Here is a 23,326-nt window from a genome sequence, read left to right on the forward strand (position 1 = left end):
TTGATTGCTCTCACTCTTTCTCCGATTCGATAAGGACTAATTAGAGCATCTGTAATCAGATGAGTTCCTAATTCTACTAATATCACTAATCTTGCTTTGGGAAAAGCAGCCTTCGTCCCCTTTCTACTCCCTGGATAACCAAAAACCCGACTATTTACATCACGTATCAGGAAGATCGAATACTGTACCGTCAATTGCCATCCATCGTAATCCTTTGATGAAAGCTGTGGGAGTTTCTCTCCTTGCTATTGGTCTAGCTAGTTTCTCAAACAGTCTCGTCATTACCCTGCACCCTACTCTTTGACGTGCTTCACTGATTGAAGATTTACTTGGAGTCTTCCACCTCATACCTTGGGGAATCCATGAGGCTGATAATCCTTGAACTAAATTCTTCAACACATCTACAACGGAGTCTTTCGACCACAAGTTGAGGGCAATTACTAGGGCGATAATTAGATGAGTTGGAAGCAGACGGTTACGCTTTTCTTGACTATTTGTTTCCGAGATTGCCTCCTCAATAGCTTGATGAGACATAATTAATTTCAAAGCGGGAAATAATTCACTCACTTGGATTTTTGGCGCAATAAGAGTTAAAGGTTTAAGTTCCATACGATTTCGGTTACGAATACTCTCATTAACTCATCTTTTAGCTTAACCGAACAGTATTGGGATATCATTCACGCACCGATGACAAGATTTATCTACCCCGCGTTAAAATTGTCGAAGCTTCAGAATCTTTAAAAAAGAAGAGGGTCAATTGGTTGCCAAAAAGAAGAAAAATAAAGAACTAAAGGGCAAGGATAAGGTCAAAGAAGTCTGTCGGCGCATCAGGGTAGCGCGTAGTTATTGGGATGCCCATAATAATGCTGCTTGCCGAGGAGAAAGAGAAAAGGCATTGGTACTTTATGAGACTTTGACACCAGAACAAAAAGAGCAAATTCCACAACAGCTAAGAGTTTGGTTGCGCTATCGTAGTGAGAAATATTTTGGTAAGGACAAACCAAATGGGATGGCGACAAAACGCTTTTTACGCAAAAGCAAAAGAAAGTAGAAGGGTGCAGAATTCGTTTGTATTTGATAAATCATGATTTACCCTCTCCGCCTCCAGAAGTAGAAAATATCGATGCAATCGCTCTCTATTAAGTCGGCTTAAAATTCAATAAGTAGCTTTGAGGCGAGAAAGAAGATAATCTCCAGCAGTAATAGGGGGATAGAGGCTCGGACGCTCTTTACTATGACAGGTTTTTAAGCAGCTAATTTCAGTATCGTGGTTGGGATGGCAGAAAAAAGCGATCGCGTAACGAGATTGCTTGGCTCTTTGGTCTTGAGGAATTCTGACGCGGTGTTTTGTGGAGCAAAATACATGGTTCGTCCAGCGTTCCATGAGATCGCCTGTATTGACCAGGACGGTTTCGGGAATGAAGGGTGCTTCGATCCATTCACCGCGAGTATTACGCACTTCTAAACCCCCAACGGCATCCTGAAAAAGAAGGGTGAAACTACCGTAATCCGAATGTTCCCCCGCTCTTAACTGCCCAGATTCGGGAGTTTGTTTGATGGGTGGATAGTGGAGAAGCCTTAGAGTGTTGTCCTGTTGGTTATGATTATTGACAAAGAAAGCTTCGGGAAGATTAATAGCGATCGCCAAAGCTTCACAGATTACTTTAGCAGTTTCATTACAGGCAGAGAAGAAATCTAACATGGTGTCGCGAAAGCGATCGTCCCCTTCAAGCCAGCGATTGCATGATAGAGAAGGCTGGTTTTTTAATTGAGTCGATCCAGATTCAAAGCCTATATTATATGCTTCTTTTAAATCTCCTGGTTTGCTCTCGTCTAAGCGTTCTCGTCCCACTCCAACATAACCGCGATTACTCGGTTCATCCGACCATGCCAGCTTGTTCTTTTCAGTTAAAGGAAGGTTGAAAAAGGCACGCGAGTGCATCATGGTTCTCGCGATTAAATCTGAATCGATACCAGGATGTTTGAGGTACATAAACCCTATTTCGTGACAAGCGCGATAAATTTCTGCTGCGAGCGCACTTCTGGCTACTGTATCTCCTTCTCTAAAAGGAGCAAAGTCTATAACAGGAATTTTTTCTGACATGGTTTGAGGAAAAAAACATCGAGATTTATTTTACTGTAAGGGTTCTGCTCTCAAGGTTTACCAGATGCAATCTGCGATCGCCGTTGCACGCTCGCTTTACCATAAAGACAGTTGACCAGGACTGACACTACTATATTTATTTCTATGCACATTAAGATGACAAATACTGCACAATGAGGTTAAATTCGACGGAGAATTATTAGAGCAATTAAAGTCTCTGTGATGGGTCTGTAAGATCGCACCCGACCATTCTGAACGAGTCAATTCTTTTGGTATTTCTCCTAGCTTGTAACATCTCTTACCACAGCAACTACACCTCCATCCATTTTTTTCTCTAACAGATAGAGATAATTCTTGCCAATTATAGGGATAACGAGTTAAATCTAGAGGCATTGTTCGGATAAAATGCGATCGCTATGCTGATTTTATCGTATTATGCGATCGCAGGAGAGAAGAAATTAAAAGGAAGGCGGTGCAGAAGCTTGACTGCATAATCAACATCTTTACTTCGATTGCTATCCCCCTCTTTTGTCACTTTCCGAGATAGACCCTTACAGCGAGAGGATTACAGGCATTTTCTAATTTGAGCTTTTTTTATTATTAAAAAAACGAGCAATTCTTTTCTCTACAAAGACTCCAGAATTTAGAAATGACAAAAGTTTTCGGAGTCTGACAGAAGAGGGATACTTGTCGAATTGCTATCATTCTCGCAGAGTAGGAAGAGAGAAGTAGCTTTTGAAGACGTTTAGCTTTAGCTATGTCTTCTTCTCTAACTGCTTTGTAAATTCTCTTTTGTAAGCGAAAAACTACTTTCTGGTGTTGTTTCCAGTTTTCATTTTTCCAATCATCGCTATTACTTTTGTAATGCGTCATAATCCCAAACCTACATGGGCGTGAACTTACTCTGATTTCCTTTTGCCAGTTACGGTCTGTCCTACCCGAATCTAAGGAATTAATCCTCTCGTCAGGTCTATCGTAAATACGACCTATTTACAGACCCTAGATTCGTTTTTATTCGTTCCGATATCTTGATTGATTGTTCTTTTAGGCGTAGCCATTTCAACCACCTGAATCCCATACTCTTTGCCAATGTCGAATCCAAAACTTGGCGGGATACGTAGCTCAGGTAAGATCGGATTAAGATTTACATCTTTGGTTATCACATCCTTCTGACTCTAGGTTGCTTTTTTTAGGCTCTGTTTCACCGTGAGAACTCCCCGTTAGCGTCAGTGTCATCTGTGATTGATGTCTGATTACGCCCTGTTTCCAGCTTAGACCTCTCGAATTCCGAGTCGGGTCATCTTGGACAGATTGGGATTCACTTGTGAGTTTCAAGGGAGGGACTTTCATCCTCATCAACTAATCAGTTGTCATCTAACCTATTGGTTAGAAGCCATGTTTTATATAGGTTTTTGCCTACTTTCGTCATGAACGAACCGCACGAATTCCGAGTCGGGTCATCTTGGACAGATCGGGAGTAACATATCTCCTCATGTGAGAGACTGAAGCTATCTGCTCGCACTCTCATCCAACTATTAGTTAAGCTATTTTCTGCTTGTTTGCTATGGTGGGCAAACGTTGCTGTTTAAGCTCAGTATCCATACCCTTCTATTTTCTAGAAGCTCCTGATACTAACGAATCGCACATACGCTCGGCGTTGTTTTCTGTCCATTTGCTGTTGGATCGCCGTTTATGCATATTTCACAGACACAGTATAGCTTTGAGGACTTAAAGTTAAATCAGAAGAGTTAACACCTGCAACCAAAGCAAGTAGATCGCCAGTCTCATCAAAAATACCCGTACCAGAAACATTCCCAATTGGTGACGAGCCGAAACGATAATCGTGATTGTCGTAACTGTCGCGGAGATCGAGGGTAATCACATCTCCTTCTTCAAAACCAGTTATGAGAGCATAATCGCTATTGCCTGCATTAGTATAAGCATTACCATGTAAATCCCCGACTATATAGCGATCTTCTCCTACTCCACCTGTTAACCAATCAATTTCGATATCGTTATAGCTTGTATAGCCTCTAAGAACATCATTTCCTCCACCAGTATTAATAATATTGCTTCTATTTGTTCCTGTAACTTTATCATTACCATCTCCCATAACCGTATTTTCGAAATTGATAAAGCTTTCGCTACCAAAATTAGTTTCGCCATTAGCCATATTAAATGTGTAATCATCATTGTAAGTAGTGTGGTCGATAGTATCAATTCCCGAACCGCCATTCATTGTTTCGCCACCAATACCAGAGAACATCACATCGTTTCCTGCACCACCAGAGTAAAATCCGCCATCCCCATCAGAATGTATTTCGTCGTTATCGTCCCCGCCATATAAACTATCACGTCCAGCACCACCAATTAAAGTGTCATCACCTTCATTTCCATGAATAATATTTGCTGAAGCATTGCCAGTCACTCTATTCTTATCACTTCCCATGACTACATGTTCAAAATTAGTAAAACTTTCGCCAGTAGCGTTAGTTAATCCACTTTCCATATCAAAGTCGTAGTTCCAATTGATTGTAGGATGATAAATCCAGTCGGCTCCAGAACCACCATCCATCGTTTCGCTACCAAAACCAGCAAACATGCGATCGTTTCCTGCATCACCATAATAGAATCCACGATCTCCATCAGAGTGTATTTCGTCGTTATCATCTCCGCCAAAAATAGAGTCTCGACCAGTACCACCAACTAAAGTATCTTTACCTCTCCCCCCATAGATTCGATTATTGGAAGCATTGCCAGTAACTTCATCATCACCGTCTCCCATATAAACACGTTCGAAGTTGATAAAGCTTTCGCTACCAAAATTAGTTTCGCCACTAGCCATATTAAATGTGTAGTCACCATCGTAATCAATGTGATAGATAGAATCAATTCCCGAACCACCATCCATCGTTTCGCCACCAATACCAGAGAACATCAAGTCGTTTCCCGCCTCACCATAATATAGTCCGCCATCACCATCAGAGCGAATTCGATCGTTACCATCTCCACCAACTAAACTATCGCGACCAGAACCTCCAACTAGAGTGTCATTACCATCTCCTCCATGTAAATAATTTTGCGCGTTGTTACCTGTAATTGAATCGTCGCCAGTACCTCCATATGCATATTCAATAGTTACATTATATGCGATCGCTAAATTATCTTTAGCGTTTCCACCCCAACCATTAGTACCAATTGAACTAAAACTTCCTGCATTAAGATTAATCGTCGTGTCGCGGGTTTGATTGGAAGCATCAATAGTATCTGTGCCTCCTGCATCCCATATTGCTTCGATAAATGCTGAGTTATTACTCCAAGTATAGCGATCGCTAAATCTACGAGTATCCATATTTGCTCCGTAGAGGTGCTGGAGTGCTGCAATATCATAAAGTAGCAGAGAACTAGGATTGGCATTCATATCAGGATGATTGTTGTAAGACATTACAGTATATTTCCTGCTATCTTGGTTACTGTTTAAAACCGCTCCATCAACTCCCTTATTTCTATTTTCGTGTGCTTCGGTAAAGTCTTCACTTGAATTCAGACCCACGGTAACGTCATTAAAGCCACCTACAGCATGTCCTAATTCATGTAAAGTAGTTCGGTACCCCGAAGAACCTATATCGAAATTTACTTTACTGCGATCGATAACAACTCGAGAACCGCCATTTCTTGGAAGTTGAGCTAGTCCTCCCGCACGTTCATCATTTTCTATTTCTCCATCACCATTCCAATCATAGTAAGTTTCTGCATACCCAATAGTGACGGTAGGATTGCTATTAACTTCAGTAAAATTGATATTCGCAACATCAGAAAAATTATTCAGTGCAGTTCTAATTCTGTTTCTTTGTGTAAATGAAAAGGAAGTAAAGTTTTTAAAAGCCTCGGTACTCAATCCTGATGGACGTGAAGATATAAATTGATAACTGAGATCGACTCCCGAGCCAATAGTTCCTCCTGTAGTAGGAACTCTCGTTTCTTCATCAATTTGGTCAGAATTCCAACGAAGTTGATTTGCCTGTAATAAAGCTTTGATAGGTTGTGTTAACGCCATTTTTTCTACCTCTTTAAAGTCATTCGGAAAAAAACAATTTTTTAGTTTCTATTGACTTATCTGTTCTGATTGCTCTAACTCTGCTATTTCTTTACATTATTTAACAATAGCTCTTTCAGTGATGATGTTGCTTTTGGCTCTTCTGGAATTGCCGTGGTAAACACTAGATATGGTGTGAGTCAAGTAAGACCAAATCTTTCATAGCCATGAATATCGAGTGTGAGTCGTTGAAAAAGACGATCTACATCAAAAATGCCATAGCAACGACGCTTTAAAACTTTAACTCGGTTGTTAAACCCTTCAACAAAGCTACTGGTAAGTCGCTCCAGAAAATAGTTAGCGATCGTAATCGTTCACCCACCCTAGTAGTTCATCAAGTTTGAATTGAGGGATAAAGTCGCTTTAATTTGATGCGAGCATCTGCTGTGGTAAATCGCCAATTAACAGAATCTGATTTTTGATTTCTCTCTTCTTCCCAAGCAGCAATTTCCAGTTTGAGAGCATCGAGGGGAAGGAATACGGCACTTCAAACACTGACGATTCAAAACACTCAACTCAATCTCTGCCATATTCAGCCAACTGCCGTGTTTCGGAGTATAGTGAAATTACAAGAAGTTACCCTGTGTGAATCAACGATTTGGGCTAGGCGTTGGTAGTGGTTTTGGATAGCCTGTTTACTAGGTGTGATAACTCTCTTCTGTCAGAGTCGGTTGAAAGCTTGATTTTTCGCAAGCTGAAATGGCGTAAATTCGTTAAATTATCCTAGAGTGACAAAAGAGAGATAAGCTTGGATTCGCCTAAGTTGCATACTTTCTGTTGCCTATTGCCTTGACGAGAATTGAAGAATGCAGTTTAAATGCGTCTAAGCTTAAGTACCACATAACCAGTTGGCTTGCCGTTGGTTCGTTTCGCGCTTCTGTATTTACCCGTTTTGTAGTGTTTAATATTAACACCAAGAAAATCGAAGCCTGCGGTAGAGTGTACCGTTTGAGTCTTTGAGGGTTTGATATATAAGCCTATTTGGCATAGAAATTTTTCAACTACTTTTTTAGCTTTCTCGATGATTTCCTTGTTGAGATGAATAACCAGAAAGTCATCTGCATACCGAACGACCGATAAGGTTGGTTGGGTTCTTACCATTCCGATAGTTCCCCATTTCTGTTTAGTGGCATTCCATTCTGGAATTCGATATCTCTTCTCATTCCATAACCAATCCTTAAGCTGTTCTTCTAGCCCGTGAAGGGCAATGTTAGCTAGGAGTGGAGAAATTACCCCCCCTTGGGGAGTACCAGAGGTTGAGGGAGTGAACCCTTTCTTATAACCTTTATTAATGTTTAAAAACTTTTCTCGGACACGAACAGGGTATTTTGTCCGTTGCTTTTAGTCATAATGGTCGCACTATAGCTAGTGGTAGCGACGATCTTACCGTTAGAATTTGGAATATTGTAACAGGAGAATGTTTGCAAGTGCTTTCAGGTCATCGCGGGGTTATTCCCAGTTTGGCTTTTTCTTCCCCAGAAAATATACTCGCCAGTGCTAGTCATGATGAAACGATAAAATTGTGGGATATTCTGACAGGAAAATGTCTTAGGACATTGCGATCTCCTAAGCTATACGAAAAAATGAATATTAGGGCAATTTCTGGCGTTACCGAAGCACAAAAAATGACTTTAAAAGCTTTAGGTGCGGTTACAGAGGTTCTGTTGTAAAAAAAGAATGTAGTAATTAAATTTTACTCATTACTCATTACTCAAATTACCCACACCCTTTTAAATTTGTCTTGGTACGGGTACTTGTTTTAAAATAGAGGCGATCGCAGAATTAATTTGCAATCCGTCTAATTGGGCTTCTGGTTTTAAAATTAAGCGATGACACAATAAAGGGGAAGCCACAGCTTTAACATCATCGGGAGTAACATAGTCTTTTCCTGATAAAAAAGCTTGAGCTTTGGCAGCTTGTAACCAGGCTACCGCAGATCGAGGAGACGCGCCTAAAGTTAAGTCTGGATGCTGGCGGGTTTGTCTAACTAATGCGATTAGATAGTCAATAATGTTTTCTGCTACCTGTACTTGCTGTACTTGTTCTCGCAACACCAAGATATCTTTGACAGTAGCAACTGCTTCAATACGTTCTAAATCTACTCTTTCAGCTTTAAATCCTGCTTGAGAGTTGAGCAGCATTTGTTTTTCTGCTTCTGGTGCAGGATAATCTACTTTTAGTTTAAATAAAAAGCGATCGAGTTGGGCTTCTGGTAAGGGATAAGTACCTTCAAATTCTAAAGAATTTTGTGTGGCAACCACCCAAAATAAAGTAGGTAAAGCAATAGTCTCTCCATCTAATGTTACTTGTTGTTCTGCCATTGCTTCTAATAGCGCAGATTGAGTTTTTGGGGGAGTACGATTAATTTCGTCAGCAAGTAATATTTCAGTAAAAATAGGGCCTTTTTTTAAGGTAAAATCTTGGCTGTTAAAATCAAAAATATTAGTACCTAAAATATCTAAAGGAAGAATATCTGGAGTGAGTTGTACTCGGTGAAAATCAGCAGTAATTAATTTAGATAATACTTTGACCAGTAAAGTTTTTCCTGTACCTGGAACTCCTTCTAAAATAACATGACCGTTACTAAGTAAAGCAATTAATAACTGCTCTACAATATCGGACTGTCCTAGAACAATCCGATTTACTGCTTGTAACAATGAATTAAGCAAAGAATTATTAGCCATCAATTTTGTTCACGTAATTAGCTTAATTGTGTCCCAGTACTTATTAGCTTTCAGGAATTAATTTTTTAAGAGATTTAATTGAGTTAATATCTAATCCTAGCTCTGCCACAGCCTGTTTTAAATTAGCTGTGAAACTTTCAATATCAGATTTATAGCCACATAATTTAGCAGTTTCTTCTATTCCAGAAAAAGCATTACCTTTAGCACAATTAATTAATTCCTTTTCCATAAGAGGCTCTTTTCCTGACAGGATTTTTGTTTTAGAATCACCCCAAAAGGCACTAAGAGTGCAAATTTGTTTATTGCCCTTATCTTCCACTGACCATCTGTATATGACCGATTGGGGGTCAACTCTCACTTCTAGCAACTTAGCACCCATATAATAGGGCATTTGGCTTAAAATTTTTTGTCTGGCTTCTATAGACTCATTTTTATTTACGATACGTTCTAGATGTGCTTGAGTAGGTTTGGGCATTGCTGAAAAATTTGGTTTCTGAATTCAAATTATTCATTATAAGGGATTCGTAGCCCAAAGAAGAGTTATCTTGCTTTGTTGTTTCTTTCTTCTTCTTTATTTATAAGTTGCCATTTTTGAATCCATTTAAGTAAATCAACTTCACTAATACGTTTTTTTTGTGGCGATATTTGCAAGAGTTGTTGTAATTGATTACGTGATTTTTGAGTTTGTTTAACCCACTCAGCTATTAAGATATTGGTCGGTAACATTTTTCTGCCTAAGCCCAGTTTTTGCTGTAGTTTTAGTTGTTCATCTTTATTGATTACCTTGATTACAAAATCTGTAGATTCTGCTTTTTCTAGTACTCCTGCTAAAGCTTCTATATAAGCTTGAGAGTTATCTATATTAGTTACTTTAATTTTTTTTGCTTGCCCAAAACGTTGCCAAGAAAATATGAGAGAAATTATGGTTATTAATAATCCCTGAATAGTCAAAGGCAACCAAAGAGTTTGACTAAGATACTGGCTTAAAGTTTCTTGTCTTTCTGCTTGCTTCGTCTCAATATCTTTATAACCATGAATATATTCATCAATAATAATTTCGTTATTACTATCAGCTAACTGAGCCATAAATTCAAAATTATCAGAAACTCCTTGATAAGCATTAGCAGCAATATAGGGAGAAACTGCATATATTATTTCTCCTTGCTTAACTTTTGTCCGCCAAACTACGGCACCGTATTCATCTTGAATAATTGAATCAACTACTTTTTGTTTTCTCCGAGTTGTTTTAAGTTGGAACTGTAAATTTTTATAGGAATGTTGGGAAGTAAAAGGAGCTTTGGTTGCCGTTGCTTCGACTCCTAAAATAATTAATTTGTTGCCTTTACCAACCCACTTATAATATTCAGAGTTAGAATAAATTACAGGTATTTTATCAGGAAAAATTTGAACATAAGTTATAGTTTTATTTTTTGAATTATCTGTAGAATCATGAATAATCTCGTTAAAAGGTTTTTGCCAACGCTTAAGAGTAACACCTTTATTAGACATATATTCATACCATGCACCATAGCCATCAGGTTCTTTACTGTAAGTAGAACCCGCCATCAATTTATTACTATTAGGTGCAGTAAATATAGTTAAAATGGCGATCGCAGCTAAAACAATTCCCATCCATAGCCATAATTTACGCTGCTGAAAAATCATAGATAATGTTAATAATTTAATTATTGTTAATTGTTAATATTTAATTACTATTTACTATTTACTATTTACTATTTACTAAGTATTTGGTCGTAATTATTTACACACTCATGATGTCCTCTTACCTTTTGCCTCTTGCCTCTTGCGGATTGCCTATCTCCACGCTCTTAATCTATTTTGCACGGGTACTTATCAATTGATAAGCTTGCTGACACTGTTCCCATAAAGATTGAGACGCAGCTTGCTTGGTAAAACACAACTTTTCATGAGTGGTTAATAATAATTCATAAGAGTCAGAGTCTACTAGTGGTAAATTTTTAATTAATGCTAAATATTCACGATCGGTACGACTGGATAAAATAGAAATCATATTGCGATCGCTTAATTCTTGAATCATAGCTTGATAAAGACAAAAAATTGCCTGACGATAATTTCTTTGTTTTTGGTAATACTGAGATTGTGCAATCCATTCATTAATTGATAATGTTGCTTCTGTTTTAGCATCTAATAAGTTAGGCAATTGTCTTCGTGGTTTTTGCCACTTTATCCAGTAAGGACGAATTAGTAGCCAAAATTGCCAAGTCAGCCAAATCAAAATAGCAGCTATAATTGACCATAACAATATTTTAATTAGCTGCTCGATCCATTCTGCATCTAAATTTAATTGGGGAACATCAGGAGCATTATCTAATAATTGAGAACTAAAAACTTCCCACCATTCTTGCAATCTTTGTAGTAGTAATGCTATTTTCCATCTAATACTATCTTGTTTGAATACTGTAGCCAACATTATTATAAATTCAAATATTTTTATGCTCTACTTACTTGATAGTGCTTCTTAAACCGATAAGATGTATTTTAACTCTTTTCTTTCTTTTTGAACTTTTTAAACTTTTCTAGGGTTATTTAATTGTCAATAGCTATAATATTGATTATTTGTCTAGTACTTTAAAATATGTTTAAATTGAAATCTTGCAAATAGCAAAATATCGATAAATTGAAATAATCCTATATCTATTTAAGACTATGAGTCTTTTTAACCGTATTAATTTAGAAACTCCTGAAAGCGTTGAGCTAGAATTTACTTTAGCAGGAATTGGAAATCGTGCTTATGCTCTAGTTATTGACTACTTGATTTTAGGTGGAGTTTTAGCATTATCTTTGATTATATTTATATTTCTTTCATACCAAGTTAGTGCCTCCAATTTATTAGTAGAAAATAAAAATGACATTGTAAAATGGTTATGGGCAATTGAAATTTTAATTGTTTTTGCAATTTATGTAGGTTATTTTTGCTTATTTGAAACTATATGGCAAGGGCAAACCCCAGGAAAAAAAAGAGCTAGTATTCGCGTAATTGCAGATAATGGCAGAACTATTAATTTGTCTCAAGCAGTTTTAAGAGCTTTACTAAGACCAATTGATGACCTATTATTTATGGGAATGTTTTTGATTGCTTTAACTAAAAAAGAAAAACGGATTGGCGATATTGTAGCGGGAACTCTTGTTGTTCAAGAAGATAAGCCTCAAAAAAGCAAAAATATTAGCATTACTCCAGAAGCAAAGTCTTTAGCGATTAAGCTGAATCAAGAAGCTAATATTAGTCTTTTATCACCAGAAAATTTTGCTGTGATTCGTAACTATTTACAGCGACGAGATATGATGAGTTCTAAAGCGCATAAAGAGGTAGCTCGTAAATTGGCATTACAAGTTAAAGAAATTATTCATTTAGAGGAAATACCTGAAGGTACGACAGCTCGTCTATTTTTAGAAGCGATTTATCTAGGTTACAAAAACGATCTTCAATAAAGAGATCAAAATAATTAGGAATTAGGGAGGTTTAAATCATAAATACAGCGTTACGTATTAACATTAAGACATTTTTTGTTTAATCAAAAAACTCATTACTCAATGACGAGTTACTCATTACTTCCGAAGCTCGTAAATTTTAATGTCCTAATCTAATTTTGTACAGCTATACCAATGCTTAAATATCTACTAGCGAGCGAGCGATCCCTAAAAACACAAAACCGATGTCACAAAAAGTGTTAACATCGCTTCTTAATTGTAATTTATTAAATTTAATTTGTTCTTTGATTTAGAGGGGCAGGCGAAATAACTAACAATTAAAAATTAAGTTTACAACAATCGATTTCGATAAGGTTGATAACTGCCCCTCGTTGATATAGTAGCTTTTCCTTGAAGGAAATCAGCGTTTGAAATATATTGATAGACTATATACTTACTAACTAAGGTTTACATCTTCATAACTCTACATCAAACTTACCAATTTTGGCTAAAATTACGGGTTGTCGAGAGTTGTTTTTAACAACCCAGCAACTCCATCACTATCACTTACTACTAAATGTAAAGTTATGGGGTTAGATTATAGATAGAAGATACAAACTATAATCTGACTTGGGAAGAGCTTTTGTGAACTCTTTTTCGTATCTATATTGAAGATAACTCGGTCTTTCTTGAACCACAACTCCTTGTTACTTATATTAACAAAAGTTGATGGTTAAAAATATTTGTGTTAAATATCTAAATCCTTGCTTTTTAAGCAAATAGTTACAATACCTCTATGTCTAAAACTGCTCCTGCTAATCATTACAATATGGATCGAGAAAAACCAGTATTTATTCTCATTGATGGTCATTCTTTAGCGTTTCGTGCTTATTACGCTTTTGTTTATTCTCGTCAAGGAGCTTTACGTACTTCCACAGGAATTCCTACCAGTATATCTTTTGGTTTTCTTAATTCTTTATTACAGGTGATTGAGTTAGAAAAGCCCGAATATTTAGCGATCGCTTTTGATTTACCAGAACCCACATTTCGCCATCAAGCAGATAGTAACTATAAGGCTAATCGTAGTGAGACTCCTGATGATTTTTATCCCGATCTGGAAAATTTACAACAGTTATTAGCAGCGTTAAACTTTACCACTGCTACTGTACCAGGATATGAAGCGGATGATGTTATCGGGACTTTAGCACAACAAGCTGCCGATTCTAATTATAGTGTTAAAATCCTTAGTGGCGATCGCGATTTATTTCAGCTAGTAGACGATCGTCGTAATATAGAGATATTGTATCCTGATAATAAGAGCATTAAAGGTAATCAAAGTTATAGTTATTTCGATCAGGAAGCTGTAATAGACAAGCTACAGGTAACACCAGAACAAATAGTAGATTATAAGGCTTTATGTGGTGACAAATCTGATAATATTCCTGGGGTAAAAGGAGTAGGAGAAAAAACGGCAGTCAAACTACTCACAGAGTACCAAACCCTAGATAATATTTATCAGAACCTAGATAACTTGAAAGGTGCAGTTAAAAAGAAACTTGAAACAGATAAAGATAACGCTTTTCATTCTCAGTTTTTAGCCAAGATTGCTTTAGATACCCCCGTAGATATTGATTTAGGTAGCTGTAAGATAAAAGGCTTTGATATAAGTGAAGTCAGTGCTATTTTAAAAAAGCTAGAGTTAAAAAAAATCGGCGATCGGATTAAAAAAGTACTACTACAAAATCACACCAAAACTCTAACTTTATCAGAAGAAACAGCAACAGGCGATGATAACAAGCAGTTATCCTTATTTGAGAAAAAAGAACCCGTTGAAACTCTTACAGAAACAACCGTTGCTCCCCAAGAAGAAGTAATAGTTCAACCAGAAATTATAACTAGCAATATTCAAACTCGCATCATCGATACAGCAGAAAAATTACAAGAATTGATTACTATTCTGCAACAACAAACAGATATTAATAATCCCGTTGCTTGGGATACAGAAACCACATCTTTAGAACCTCAAGACGCAGAATTAGTAGGTATTGGTTGTTGTTGGGGAGAACAAGCAGATGAAGTAGCTTACATCCCCACAAAACATACAGCAGGAATACAATTAGAAAAATCTCAAGTATTAGCAGCATTAAAAGATATCTTAGAAAGCGATAAATATCCTAAAGCCTTACAAAATGCCAAATTTGATCGCTTAGTCTTGCAATATCAAGGAATTAAACTAGCAGGAGTTGTCTTTGACACTATGTTAGCAAGTTACCTTCTCAATCCCGATAACAGCCACAATTTAACCAATTTATCAGAACGTTATGGCATTGAAATGATAGCTTTAAGCTACAAAGACTTAGGTATTGCTAAAGGAGAAACTATTGCCAATTTAGATATTGAAACTGTAGGTAAATATTGCGGTTTAGATTGTTACGCCACCTACTGTTTAGTACCCCGTATCCAAGCAGACTTAGATCGATATCCCAAACTAAATAAACTCTTAAAAGAAGTAGAACAACCTTTAGAAATAGTTCTCTCTAAAATGGAGTCTACAGGGATAGCTTTAGATGTGGAATACCTCAACCAGTTTTCAGAACAACTAGATGCTGATTTGCAACAAATCGAACAAGCAGTATATACAGAAGCAGGAGAAGAATTTAAACTCAGTTCTCCCAAACAACTAAGCGTAATCTTATTTGATAAATTAGGCTTAAATCGCAAAAAATCTCGTAAAACCAAAACAGGTTACTCTACCAATCAAGCAGTATTAGAAAAGCTTAAAGACGATCATGCAATTATAGATCGCATCTTAGAATATCGTACCCTATCTAAACTTAAATCCACTTATGTTGATGCCTTACCTGCGTTAATCCGCCCTGATACCCAAAGAGTACATACAGATTTTAATCAAGCCGTAACTGCTACAGGTAGACTATCTTCTTCTAACCCTAACTTACAAAATATTCCCATTCGTACCGAATTTTCGCGTCAAATTAGAAAAGCCTTCATCCCTAAAAAAGACTGGTTATTAGTCGCAGCAGATTATTCTCAAATAGAATTAAGAATCTTAGCTCATTTAAGTCAAGAACCTGTCTTAGTAGATGCCTATCGTAACAGCTTAGATGTCCACAGTGTCACCGCACAACTATTATTTGAAAAAGAAGATATTACCTCAGAAGAAAGACGCTTAGGTAAAATAATTAACTTCGGTGTTATCTATGGTATGGGTGCAGGAAGATTCTCCCGCGAATCAGGATTGACTACCGATGTGGGGAGAGAATTTATTAACAAATATCGCCAACGCTACGCTAAAGTATTTGACTACTTAGAATCGGTTAAAAAATTAGCAGTTACCCAAGGATTTGTCACTACCATCTTAGGTAGAAGACGTTATTTTAACTTTGCTAGCCGTAATCTCCAAAAACTCCAAGGAGAAAACCCCGATAATATCAACTTAGATAACATTGATTATAACTATCAAGATGCTCAATTACTAAGGGCTGCTGCTAACTCGACAATTCAAGGCTCTAGTGCCGATATTATCAAAATTGCGATGATAAAACTGCACCAAATTTTACAACAATATCAAGCCAATTTATTACTACAAGTTCACGATGAATTAGTACTTGAAGTTCCTCCCAATGAATGGCAAGAATTAGAAACTAAAATCAAAGCAACAATGGAAAATTCTGTTAGTCTTAGCGTTCCTTTTGTCGTAGAAATTCATTCTGGTAATAATTGGATGGAAGCTAAATAGTTAGTGATTAACTCAATTTAAAGGCTATTCATACAGTAAACTTTGGCAAGAGAGATCTTAAATCATTTAAGAAAAACTGTTTAAAGACAAATAATAATTTACTTAATAAAGCGATGCTATTTTTGATAATTGGTATCAGAAGGTATATCACTGAATGCCTTGGCAAGTAGCATATATTCCAGACTCGCTTTCATCCCGTCCCCTAGAACGGGAAGGGAATTCCCGCTCGCACTTTAAAAACCCGTTAAAGAGCGTACTGCTTCAAAACCAGGATCGGGCAAAACAATCCAATTACCTTTTGGAGCTTGATAACCATATTCAGAAGCAATTTGTTGAAAATCTTTTTTTCGATTAATTAAATCTCAGGCTAATTTTTTAGGTAATTAGTTGTTTTCTCTACTAAGTTTATTGATTTTATTATAACTTAAATTATTCCCAGAGCGATCGCCTTTTTCTAATTTTCTTCAATTCATTTTGCACTAATTTTTTAAAAGATTTTAAAGATGAATTTAGCTCGAATATTTCTCCAGAAAAACTTAAATCTGACAGAAAAAATTTGATCGAAAACGTGAAATATTTGTTTGGTAATTATTCTACTCCATTTTAACTTCGTTAATTGTTTAAGTACTGTTAACGTATTTTTTTCTTTTTTAACCTATTAATAAGATGAAACTAATTAATTAAATCTCAATTATGAATCTAGAGTCAACTTCTATTGCAGATATTAATTCATCAGTATTATCTTTCTCTGCGGAAGATTCTATTTCCGATCTCGAACCAACTAACAATATTCATGAGACTCAACTTACCGATTCTCAGTGGGATGATTCGGCGATCCATATTGAAGCTGAGGAGCTGAATTTAGATAATTACGCCATTGAAACAATTTCTAACCCTCAAATTTCTGGCGATGCTCCGATCTCGCTCAAGAATACAGATGGAGAAACAGGAACGACAGATGGTGTTTTTGACGACCTGTCTGGAGCCGAGCGGGTAGTTGCTGGCTACGACGATACTCTTCTCACCAACGAGGAAGCGGAGCAGGCTGGAGAAGTAGCCTCCTTGAGTTATCAAGTTGCTGCGGGCAATGAAGAACAGCGAGAACAGTTGATAGTAGCTTTGACAGGAAAAGAAGCAGACAACCTGACAAATGTTGAGAAACAGAATCTCGATCTCCTCTTCGATAATCTCGTCCAAGGGCAAGGACCTGCGGTTGATTTTTCCGTCGCCAGCCAAGCACCGTTACAAGATATTCTTGCGGAGAATCCCCAACTGGACGATAACACTCTGTCTTTAGGAACAAACGGAGCATTTGTTAAGAATGATTCTAGTTCGGGAGGGACAGCACTGCTGTCGGTAGATTTAGAAGGTCAAGATTTACTCGATGTTGCCAAGGAAGAATATGGTGAAGCCATTGCTGCTGAGGCTGCTGCTATGGGAATCGATCTCGCTCCTGGCGATGTGGGGGCGCGTTTGTTGGCGGTGTCAGACGGTACCTCTCTCGATCCCGCTACCAATCCCGATGCCTTTATCAATGCCCCAGAGGATACGGCAGTTGTCATGGTAGACGGAGACATAGTAGAAGCCGAGGCAAATAGAGTCAGAAATGTTATAACCTTCAGCAACTCTGTACAAGAGGATGGCAGAAATGCTAGTGGGAACACTCAAAGTAATAACTATCGCAGCGTAATTGATGCCATACGCCAAGCTGCAACTGCTCGAGTTCTTCTCGAAGGAGGAAGAGCGGATAGGGTAGGAATAACCCCGAATTTTAATGGCGAGTTTAACCCAATTCGCGTAGATATGTTTCTGGGTGGTAGGGAACTAGCCCCTAGCATACAGCTATGGATAGAACCCACTAGTATGTATATAGTAGGCATAGGATATGGCGGTGAGCGTGAGCTTAATGGTGTGGTTAATGAGGAATATCAATACAGACCAATAGGGCAGACTGAGGGTCAGACATTTATCCCAACATTGGTAGAAGCTGGATATGCTGACGGAGGCCGCACGACCATCAATGTTTTGCCTGGCATTCCGGAAAGTTACACTCAAATAGAAAATGCTGCAGTCCAGCGCGCAAATCTTAATATTGACACTATGACATTTAATGGAAATGCCCAGAACTACATAAATATTGTCGATAATGGTATTAATGGCAATGCAGAGCGACGAAGCTTGTTGAACCTTGCCACCGCATTTGCCGAAGGAGCAAGATTTAACGGCATTGCTGAAAGAATAGAAGCAAACCTCCGCAATGATGGAGGAACAGCTTTCGACGAGCGATTGCTACGAGCTACAACCGATTGGGGGCAAATTGGTCAATACGTTCAGGACGTTCAGAGAAATCCCAACATCCGACCAGTAGATCTCGGCAATAATTTCAGGATTGATAATTTGCGTGATGCGCGCAACTTGATTTCTCTCGTGCCAGGTTCTACGACTGACACGTTTCCTGGAGGACCTAGTTCTTAATTAGTCGATCTCCTCCAGAAACTAGTGGCTACTGCGATATAGTGCTGGCTTTTTATGATAATTTGAGGTGGTATCTTTGTGGGGAAACCTCCAGAGATACACCTACTCCAAGCAAAGCGAATTTAGTGACATCCTCTCACGCTATCGAAGAGTTAGCATGAGCTTCCCAACATCACAGCTGAATAATCTCTATCGGCTATCCAATCACAGTTATCATTATCGCATTCATAAACTCTGACTGAAAGTGAGAGTTTTTCTTTTTTCTGTCCGCATTTGGGGCATAATTTAGAACTGGCAAAAAAGCGGTCGGCAACAATTAATTTACTACCGTATAATTCGGTTTTGTATGTTAGTTGTCGTCTAAATTCAGAGAATCCTGAATCAGCAATAGCTTTTGACAATTTACCGTTTTTAATTAAGCCTGATACGTTACCCTAAATTCCCCAAGCTTGGGGGACTTTAAATTTTTATTTTTCTCCCCCCATAATTGGCGAGCGAACCCGCATTCGATCGAATGGGATAAATGTCTTTGCGTGAGACAAAAACATTATTACTTAACTGCACCATATTAATTATCCTGCAACTATATACTTATAATAAAATTTTGAACGAGTATTCATCCTCCTTTAAGATCGAACAGTTATAACAAACCCTTAATTTATGGAAACCAGTAACTATTCCGAACCTTCCTTACCAATTAATCCACCGCGTAAAGTAGGGATTTTAACCGTATTTCGCCTCGGCTTATTTAACCTAGCTTTGGGTTTAATGTCAGTACTTACCCTAGCAGTATTAAATAGGGTTATGATTAGCGAATTAGGAATTCCTGCTACAATTACCGCAGGTACACTAGCTTTATCTCAGTTTATCGCCCCTGCTAGAGTTTGGTTTGGACAGTTATCAGACACCAAACCAATTTTTGGCAGACATCGTACTGGTTATGTACGCTTAGGAGCAATTGTATTCAGCGTTGCGGTGTTTTTTGCCGTTCAAGTAGTTTGGCAATTAGGTGCTGTGGTAAGAGCCAATGATGGCTGGTTGTGGAATACACAAACCATTGGTTGGACAGCCTTACTCGGTTTGATTATGGCTGTTTATGGTATTGCAGCTAGTTGTAGTTCTACACCTTTTACCGCCTTATTAGTAGACATTTCAGAAGAATCAAATCGCTCAAAGTTAGTAGCAGTAGCTTGGTCAATGTTATTGGTAGGAATTGTTATTGGTGGTATCAGTGGTAGCATTGTCCTTAAAGAGATTAATCCAGGAGGGGTTGCAGCAGGACAAATACCTCTGGAGAATTTGCAAGCACCAATTAATTCTGTATTTGCTTTTGTTCCCTTTCTGGTAATTTCCCTCGCCTTTGTTGCTACTTGGGGAGTAGAAAAAAAATATTCTCGTTTCAGTAATCGTTCTAAATCTACAGAAAGAGAAGACAGTATGACTCTGGGTAAATCTTTAAAGATTTTAACTGCAAGTCGTCAAACTGGGATCTTTTTCTCTTTCTTGTGTTTGCTGATTATTGGCTTGTTTATGCAAGAGGCGGTTTTAGAGCCTTATGGCGGTGAAGTTTTTGGAATGTCGATCGCAGATACCACTAGACTAAATGCAAACTGGGGTGTTGGTATCTTAATTGGTTACAGTCTCACTGGCTTCTTAGTCACTCCTCGCTTGGGCAAAAAATTAACTACTAAATTAGGTTGTCTGTTAGTTGCTTTTAGCTTTATCCTGATTATTTTGGCAGGATTTACCCAAGAAGAAACTGTTTTACAATCTGCTATTGTGCTGTTTGGGATCACCGCAGGAATGGCTACCATTGGCGGTATTAGTCTAATGCTCGATTTCACCGCAGCCGAAACCGCAGGAACATTCATCGGTGCTTGGGGATTAGCACAAGCAATGTCAAGAGCTTTCGCTACAGTAGTGGGTGGGGTAATTCTAGATATCGGCAGAGCAATCTTTACGACTCCTGTATTAGCCTATGGCTCTGTGTTTGCTACCCAAATAGTAGCTATGTTAATTGCTGTAACTATTTTAAGTAGAATAGATGTCAAAGAGTTCAAAGATACTACTAATAAAGCGATCGCAACTGTGATGGAAGGAGATTTAGATTAAAAAACAAGTACTTCATGTAGCAATCAACTATCAACCATCAACAACTAACCACTGACCACTAACCACCACCTAAAAAATTAATGATTGCAAATTAATTACGATTTAAAAACATTAAGATAAAAATTAATCACTGATTGGAGCATTGGATTTTCCGATGACGACGCACTAATGACTAGAGATTCTGATCTTGCTTCTTTTTCGCCTTTATCACCCAAAGTTAAGCAAATATCAACAAATTTGATTATCTTCGGCAATGCAGGGTTTTGGCTACAGTTAGTTTTAGGCATTGTCTCTTTAATGCTCTTATTTTTTGCCAGTCCCTTATTAAGAAGCACGAGTAATCAAGATGGAAGTAAAAGTTTAGCTATTTTTTGTGCTGCTTTGGGGGTGCTGACTTTAGCTATCAGTATTTTCTTCTTTTTCCGTCGCTATATTTCTATTGGGAATAACCTGAAAAAAGGCAATAGCAAAGATCGTCCCAATAAAAAGTATACAATTCGTCTCATGAAACTGGGCTTAGCCAGCAATTTATTAGGGATGTTCATTTCTTTAATTGGTGCAGAAGCTTTTGCGGGGATACTATATGGCAAAGCTGCACAAATACCTGCGGGGGCTGCGGTTTATAATACTAATCAACTAATTGAACCAGTAGAGATTATGGCTCTATTAGCCAATGTTCATACTATTTTTTCTCATTTCGCTGGTATTGTTATCGGTTTATGGCTTATAGATCGTATCAGTAAATAGTTAGTTTTTGGTTAGTCCCGTCAAGCGCGATAATATGGTTAGTTGCTGATGGTTGATGGTTGATTGTTCCTCATCCCTCATCCCTCATTTCTCATCCCTCATTTCTCATCCTTACAAAAGATGCAACGTACTCGCTTAAATACTCTGGTAACTTCTGTGGTCGAACAGTTAGAACTGTTGTTTATTAACCCCTGGCGGAGAATTGCTTTAAGTTTAATTAGTATTTTAATGGGATTTTTTATGGGTTCTGCTATTGTTACTACAGCAGGGCAAGATGCAGTTTGGGATGTTCCTGCTGCTGCTATTTTATTTGCTTTTATTGAATTAATAAGTCGCTTTGTTTATGGTTATCGTAGTAAATCAATCATAAAAGTGCGCTTTCCACTGTGGCTGAATACCTTAAATTTATTTAAAATTGGGGTTACTTATAGTTTATTTTTAGAAGCTTTCAAATTAGGTTCTTAGAAGTATGCGAAAAATCGATTCCACTACTTTAGATATTTTGCAGGGTTGGATGAATGGAAAAAAACCTACAGAAGACGAGCAGGAAGCTTTAATTGCTAGAGAATTATTAGCTGAAGTAAGAGCTAAAGCTTTTGGAATTAATCAAAATAATTGTCAACAGTTCATCGAAGCGCGATCGCAGCTTTTTAATTCAGCATATACAAGTATTTTTGAATGGTTTGAGCATCAAGGTATAAAACAAGAAAACAGTGAAAGCCTCACTTTACTCTGGACTTTTTGGCTACCTCTGGCGATCGATTTAGCAGAAGCTCGTCAAAAACTAGGTAGAACACCTATTCAAGGTATTTTAGGAGGTCAAGGGACAGGTAAAAGTACTTTAGCGGGAATTTTAAGTTTACTGCTACAGCATCTTGGCTATACTACTGCGGTAATTTCTATTGATGATCTTTATAAAACTTACGCAGAACGAGAAAAACTTCAAAAAATAGACCCCCGTTTAATTTGGCGTGGTCCTCCAGGAACTCATGATGTAGACTTGGGACTTCAAGTATTAGAACAATGTCTGATCGAAAATAACCCAGAGCCAATTTTAATTCCTCGTTTTGATAAATCCGCACACAATGGTGCTGGCGATCGCATTGAGCCAGAAGCAATTACTTCTGCTGATATTGTCTTATTAGAAGGTTGGTTTGTGGGCGTTCGTCCTCTAGCAGAAAGAGTTTTTGAACGTAAAATGCACCCTGTCCTAACACCTGAAGACATTCAGTTTGCCAAAGATTGTAATAAAAGACTCAAAGCTTATCTTCCCCTTTGGGATAAGTTAGATCGTTTGTTGGTGCTTTATCCTGAAGATTACCGCTTAAGTAAACAGTGGCGTAAAGAAGCAGAACATAAAATGATTGCTCAAGGACGTACGGGAATGAGCGATCTTCAAGTTGAAAAATTTGTCGATTACTATTGGCGATCTCTACATCCAGATTTATTTATTAAACCATTGGTTAATAATCCCAATTCAGTAGACTTAGTAGTAGAAATCAAGAGCGATCATAGTTACGGAAAAATTTATAAACCCCAATAATTTAGAGAATGCTTTTTCTCTAACATTAATTTTTCTGTCAATAAAGAAAGAGAGAGATTAGGTTAACCCAATCTCTGAATCTTCAAATTTCAGCATTTAATCTTTACTGCTATTTATTTTGCTGATAGTTAATGTTTAGAGGTATTTCAGGATAAGTTACTGGCTGCTGATAGACAGTTCCTACTGGCTGTTGTACGGGATAAGTTACTGGCTGCTGATAGACAGTTCCTGCTGGCTGTTGTACGGGATAAGTTACTGGCTGCTGATAGACAGTTCCTGCTGGCTGTTGTACGGGATAAGTTACTGGCTGCTGATAGACAGTTCCTGCTGGCTGTTGTACGGGATAAGTTACTGGCTG

Annotated in this window: 16 protein-coding genes and 7 pseudogenes; 9 read left to right on the forward strand and 14 right to left on the reverse strand. The window is 37.7% G+C overall.

Going from position 1 to position 23,326, the window contains the following annotated elements:
- Window positions 1-534: pseudogene (locus H1P_RS38315) on the reverse strand (transposase domain-containing protein); the annotation flags it as partial.
- Between the two features lie 223 nt (window positions 535-757).
- Here H1P_RS38315 and H1P_RS16000 point away from each other — a divergent pair.
- Window positions 758-1,051 (forward strand): Precorrin-3B methylase, encoded by a 294-nt coding sequence (locus tag H1P_RS16000; RefSeq protein WP_144869036.1) that lies wholly within the window; start codon window positions 758-760, stop codon window positions 1,049-1,051.
- Window positions 1,052-1,156: 105 nt separating this feature from the next.
- Here H1P_RS16000 and H1P_RS16005 read toward each other — a convergent pair whose 3' ends face one another.
- The 7 genes and pseudogenes from H1P_RS16005 to H1P_RS16035 form a co-directional block, all read right to left on the reverse strand.
- Complete coding sequence (locus H1P_RS16005) at window positions 1,157-2,104, reverse strand: isopenicillin N synthase family dioxygenase (RefSeq protein WP_144869037.1); 948 nt, start codon at window positions 2,102-2,104, stop codon at window positions 1,157-1,159.
- Window positions 2,105-2,200: 96 nt separating this feature from the next.
- A complete protein-coding gene (locus tag H1P_RS16010; protein WP_144869038.1) occupies window positions 2,201-2,497 on the reverse strand; it encodes an HNH endonuclease family protein in 297 nt (98 codons plus the stop codon).
- 207 nt (window positions 2,498-2,704) lie between these two features.
- Entirely contained in the window at window positions 2,705-2,977 is a 273-nt protein-coding gene (locus H1P_RS16015; protein WP_144869039.1) for a reverse transcriptase N-terminal domain-containing protein, read from the reverse strand.
- An 817-nt stretch (window positions 2,978-3,794) separates the two neighbouring features.
- Window positions 3,795-6,161 (reverse strand): M10 family metallopeptidase C-terminal domain-containing protein, encoded by a 2,367-nt coding sequence (locus H1P_RS16020; RefSeq protein WP_144869040.1) that lies wholly within the window; start codon window positions 6,159-6,161, stop codon window positions 3,795-3,797.
- A gap of 179 nt (window positions 6,162-6,340) precedes the next feature.
- Window positions 6,341-6,505: pseudogene (locus H1P_RS16025) on the reverse strand (transposase); the annotation flags it as partial.
- A gap of 29 nt (window positions 6,506-6,534) precedes the next feature.
- Window positions 6,535-6,766 (reverse strand): annotated as a pseudogene (locus tag H1P_RS16030) (IS630 family transposase); the annotation flags it as partial.
- Between the two features lie 247 nt (window positions 6,767-7,013).
- Window positions 7,014-7,502, reverse strand: a pseudogene (locus H1P_RS16035) (reverse transcriptase/maturase family protein); the annotation flags it as partial.
- Between the two features lie 2 nt (window positions 7,503-7,504).
- Between H1P_RS16035 and H1P_RS16040 the strand changes: the two are divergent.
- Window positions 7,505-7,870, forward strand: a pseudogene (locus H1P_RS16040) (WD40 repeat domain-containing protein); the annotation flags it as partial.
- Window positions 7,871-7,930: 60 nt separating this feature from the next.
- Here H1P_RS16040 and H1P_RS16045 read toward each other — a convergent pair.
- The 4 genes from H1P_RS16045 to H1P_RS16060 form a co-directional block, all read right to left on the reverse strand.
- Complete coding sequence (locus H1P_RS16045) at window positions 7,931-8,884, reverse strand: AAA family ATPase (RefSeq protein WP_144869044.1); 954 nt, start codon at window positions 8,882-8,884, stop codon at window positions 7,931-7,933.
- A 43-nt stretch (window positions 8,885-8,927) separates the two neighbouring features.
- Window positions 8,928-9,359 (reverse strand): hypothetical protein, encoded by a 432-nt coding sequence (locus H1P_RS16050; RefSeq protein WP_144869046.1) that lies wholly within the window; start codon window positions 9,357-9,359, stop codon window positions 8,928-8,930.
- 65 nt (window positions 9,360-9,424) lie between these two features.
- Complete coding sequence (locus tag H1P_RS16055; RefSeq protein WP_144869048.1) at window positions 9,425-10,549, reverse strand: DUF4350 domain-containing protein; 1,125 nt, start codon at window positions 10,547-10,549, stop codon at window positions 9,425-9,427.
- 169 nt (window positions 10,550-10,718) lie between these two features.
- Window positions 10,719-11,336: a DUF4129 domain-containing protein gene (locus H1P_RS16060; RefSeq protein ID WP_144869050.1), complete on the reverse strand. Its 618-nt coding sequence runs from the start codon at window positions 11,334-11,336 to the stop codon at window positions 10,719-10,721.
- Between the two features lie 236 nt (window positions 11,337-11,572).
- Between H1P_RS16060 and H1P_RS16065 the strand changes: the two genes are divergently transcribed.
- The 3 genes from H1P_RS16065 (at window position 11,573) to H1P_RS16075 (ending at window position 18,566) form a co-directional block, all read left to right on the forward strand.
- Window positions 11,573-12,355 (forward strand): RDD family protein, encoded by a 783-nt coding sequence (locus tag H1P_RS16065; protein ID WP_144869052.1) that lies wholly within the window; start codon window positions 11,573-11,575, stop codon window positions 12,353-12,355.
- A gap of 775 nt (window positions 12,356-13,130) precedes the next feature.
- Window positions 13,131-16,091, forward strand: coding sequence for a DNA polymerase I (polA, locus tag H1P_RS16070; RefSeq protein ID WP_222427077.1), 2,961 nt, complete (start codon window positions 13,131-13,133; stop codon window positions 16,089-16,091).
- Between the two features lie 693 nt (window positions 16,092-16,784).
- A complete protein-coding gene (locus H1P_RS16075) occupies window positions 16,785-18,566 on the forward strand; it encodes a ribosome-inactivating family protein (protein WP_144869054.1) in 1,782 nt (593 codons plus the stop codon).
- A 152-nt stretch (window positions 18,567-18,718) separates the two neighbouring features.
- Here H1P_RS16075 and H1P_RS16080 read toward each other — a convergent pair.
- Window positions 18,719-18,997: pseudogene (locus tag H1P_RS16080) on the reverse strand (zinc ribbon domain-containing protein); the annotation flags it as partial.
- 229 nt (window positions 18,998-19,226) lie between these two features.
- Here H1P_RS16080 and H1P_RS16085 point away from each other — a divergent pair.
- The 4 genes from H1P_RS16085 (at window position 19,227) to H1P_RS16100 (ending at window position 22,968) form a co-directional block, all read left to right on the forward strand.
- Window positions 19,227-20,678 carry a BCD family MFS transporter gene (locus H1P_RS16085; protein WP_144869056.1) on the forward strand — a complete coding sequence of 484 codons (1,452 nt, stop codon included), beginning with the start codon at window positions 19,227-19,229 and terminating at the stop codon, window positions 20,676-20,678.
- A gap of 168 nt (window positions 20,679-20,846) precedes the next feature.
- On the forward strand, window positions 20,847-21,425 hold the full coding sequence (locus H1P_RS16090; RefSeq protein WP_144869059.1) for a DUF3611 family protein: 579 nt from the start codon (window positions 20,847-20,849) through the stop codon (window positions 21,423-21,425).
- Window positions 21,426-21,545: 120 nt separating this feature from the next.
- On the forward strand, window positions 21,546-21,890 hold the full coding sequence (locus H1P_RS16095; protein WP_144869062.1) for a DUF565 domain-containing protein: 345 nt from the start codon (window positions 21,546-21,548) through the stop codon (window positions 21,888-21,890).
- Between the two features lie 4 nt (window positions 21,891-21,894).
- Window positions 21,895-22,968 (forward strand): glycerate kinase, encoded by a 1,074-nt coding sequence (locus tag H1P_RS16100; protein ID WP_144869065.1) that lies wholly within the window; start codon window positions 21,895-21,897, stop codon window positions 22,966-22,968.
- 109 nt (window positions 22,969-23,077) lie between these two features.
- On the opposite strand, the pseudogene H1P_RS36165 reads toward H1P_RS16100, so the two are convergent.
- A pseudogene (locus H1P_RS36165) lies at window positions 23,078-23,326 on the reverse strand (hypothetical protein); the annotation flags it as partial.

It is taken from the genome of Hyella patelloides LEGE 07179 (genome assembly GCF_900659865.1).
Lineage (GTDB): Bacteria > Cyanobacteriota > Cyanobacteriia > Cyanobacteriales > Xenococcaceae > Hyella > Hyella patelloides.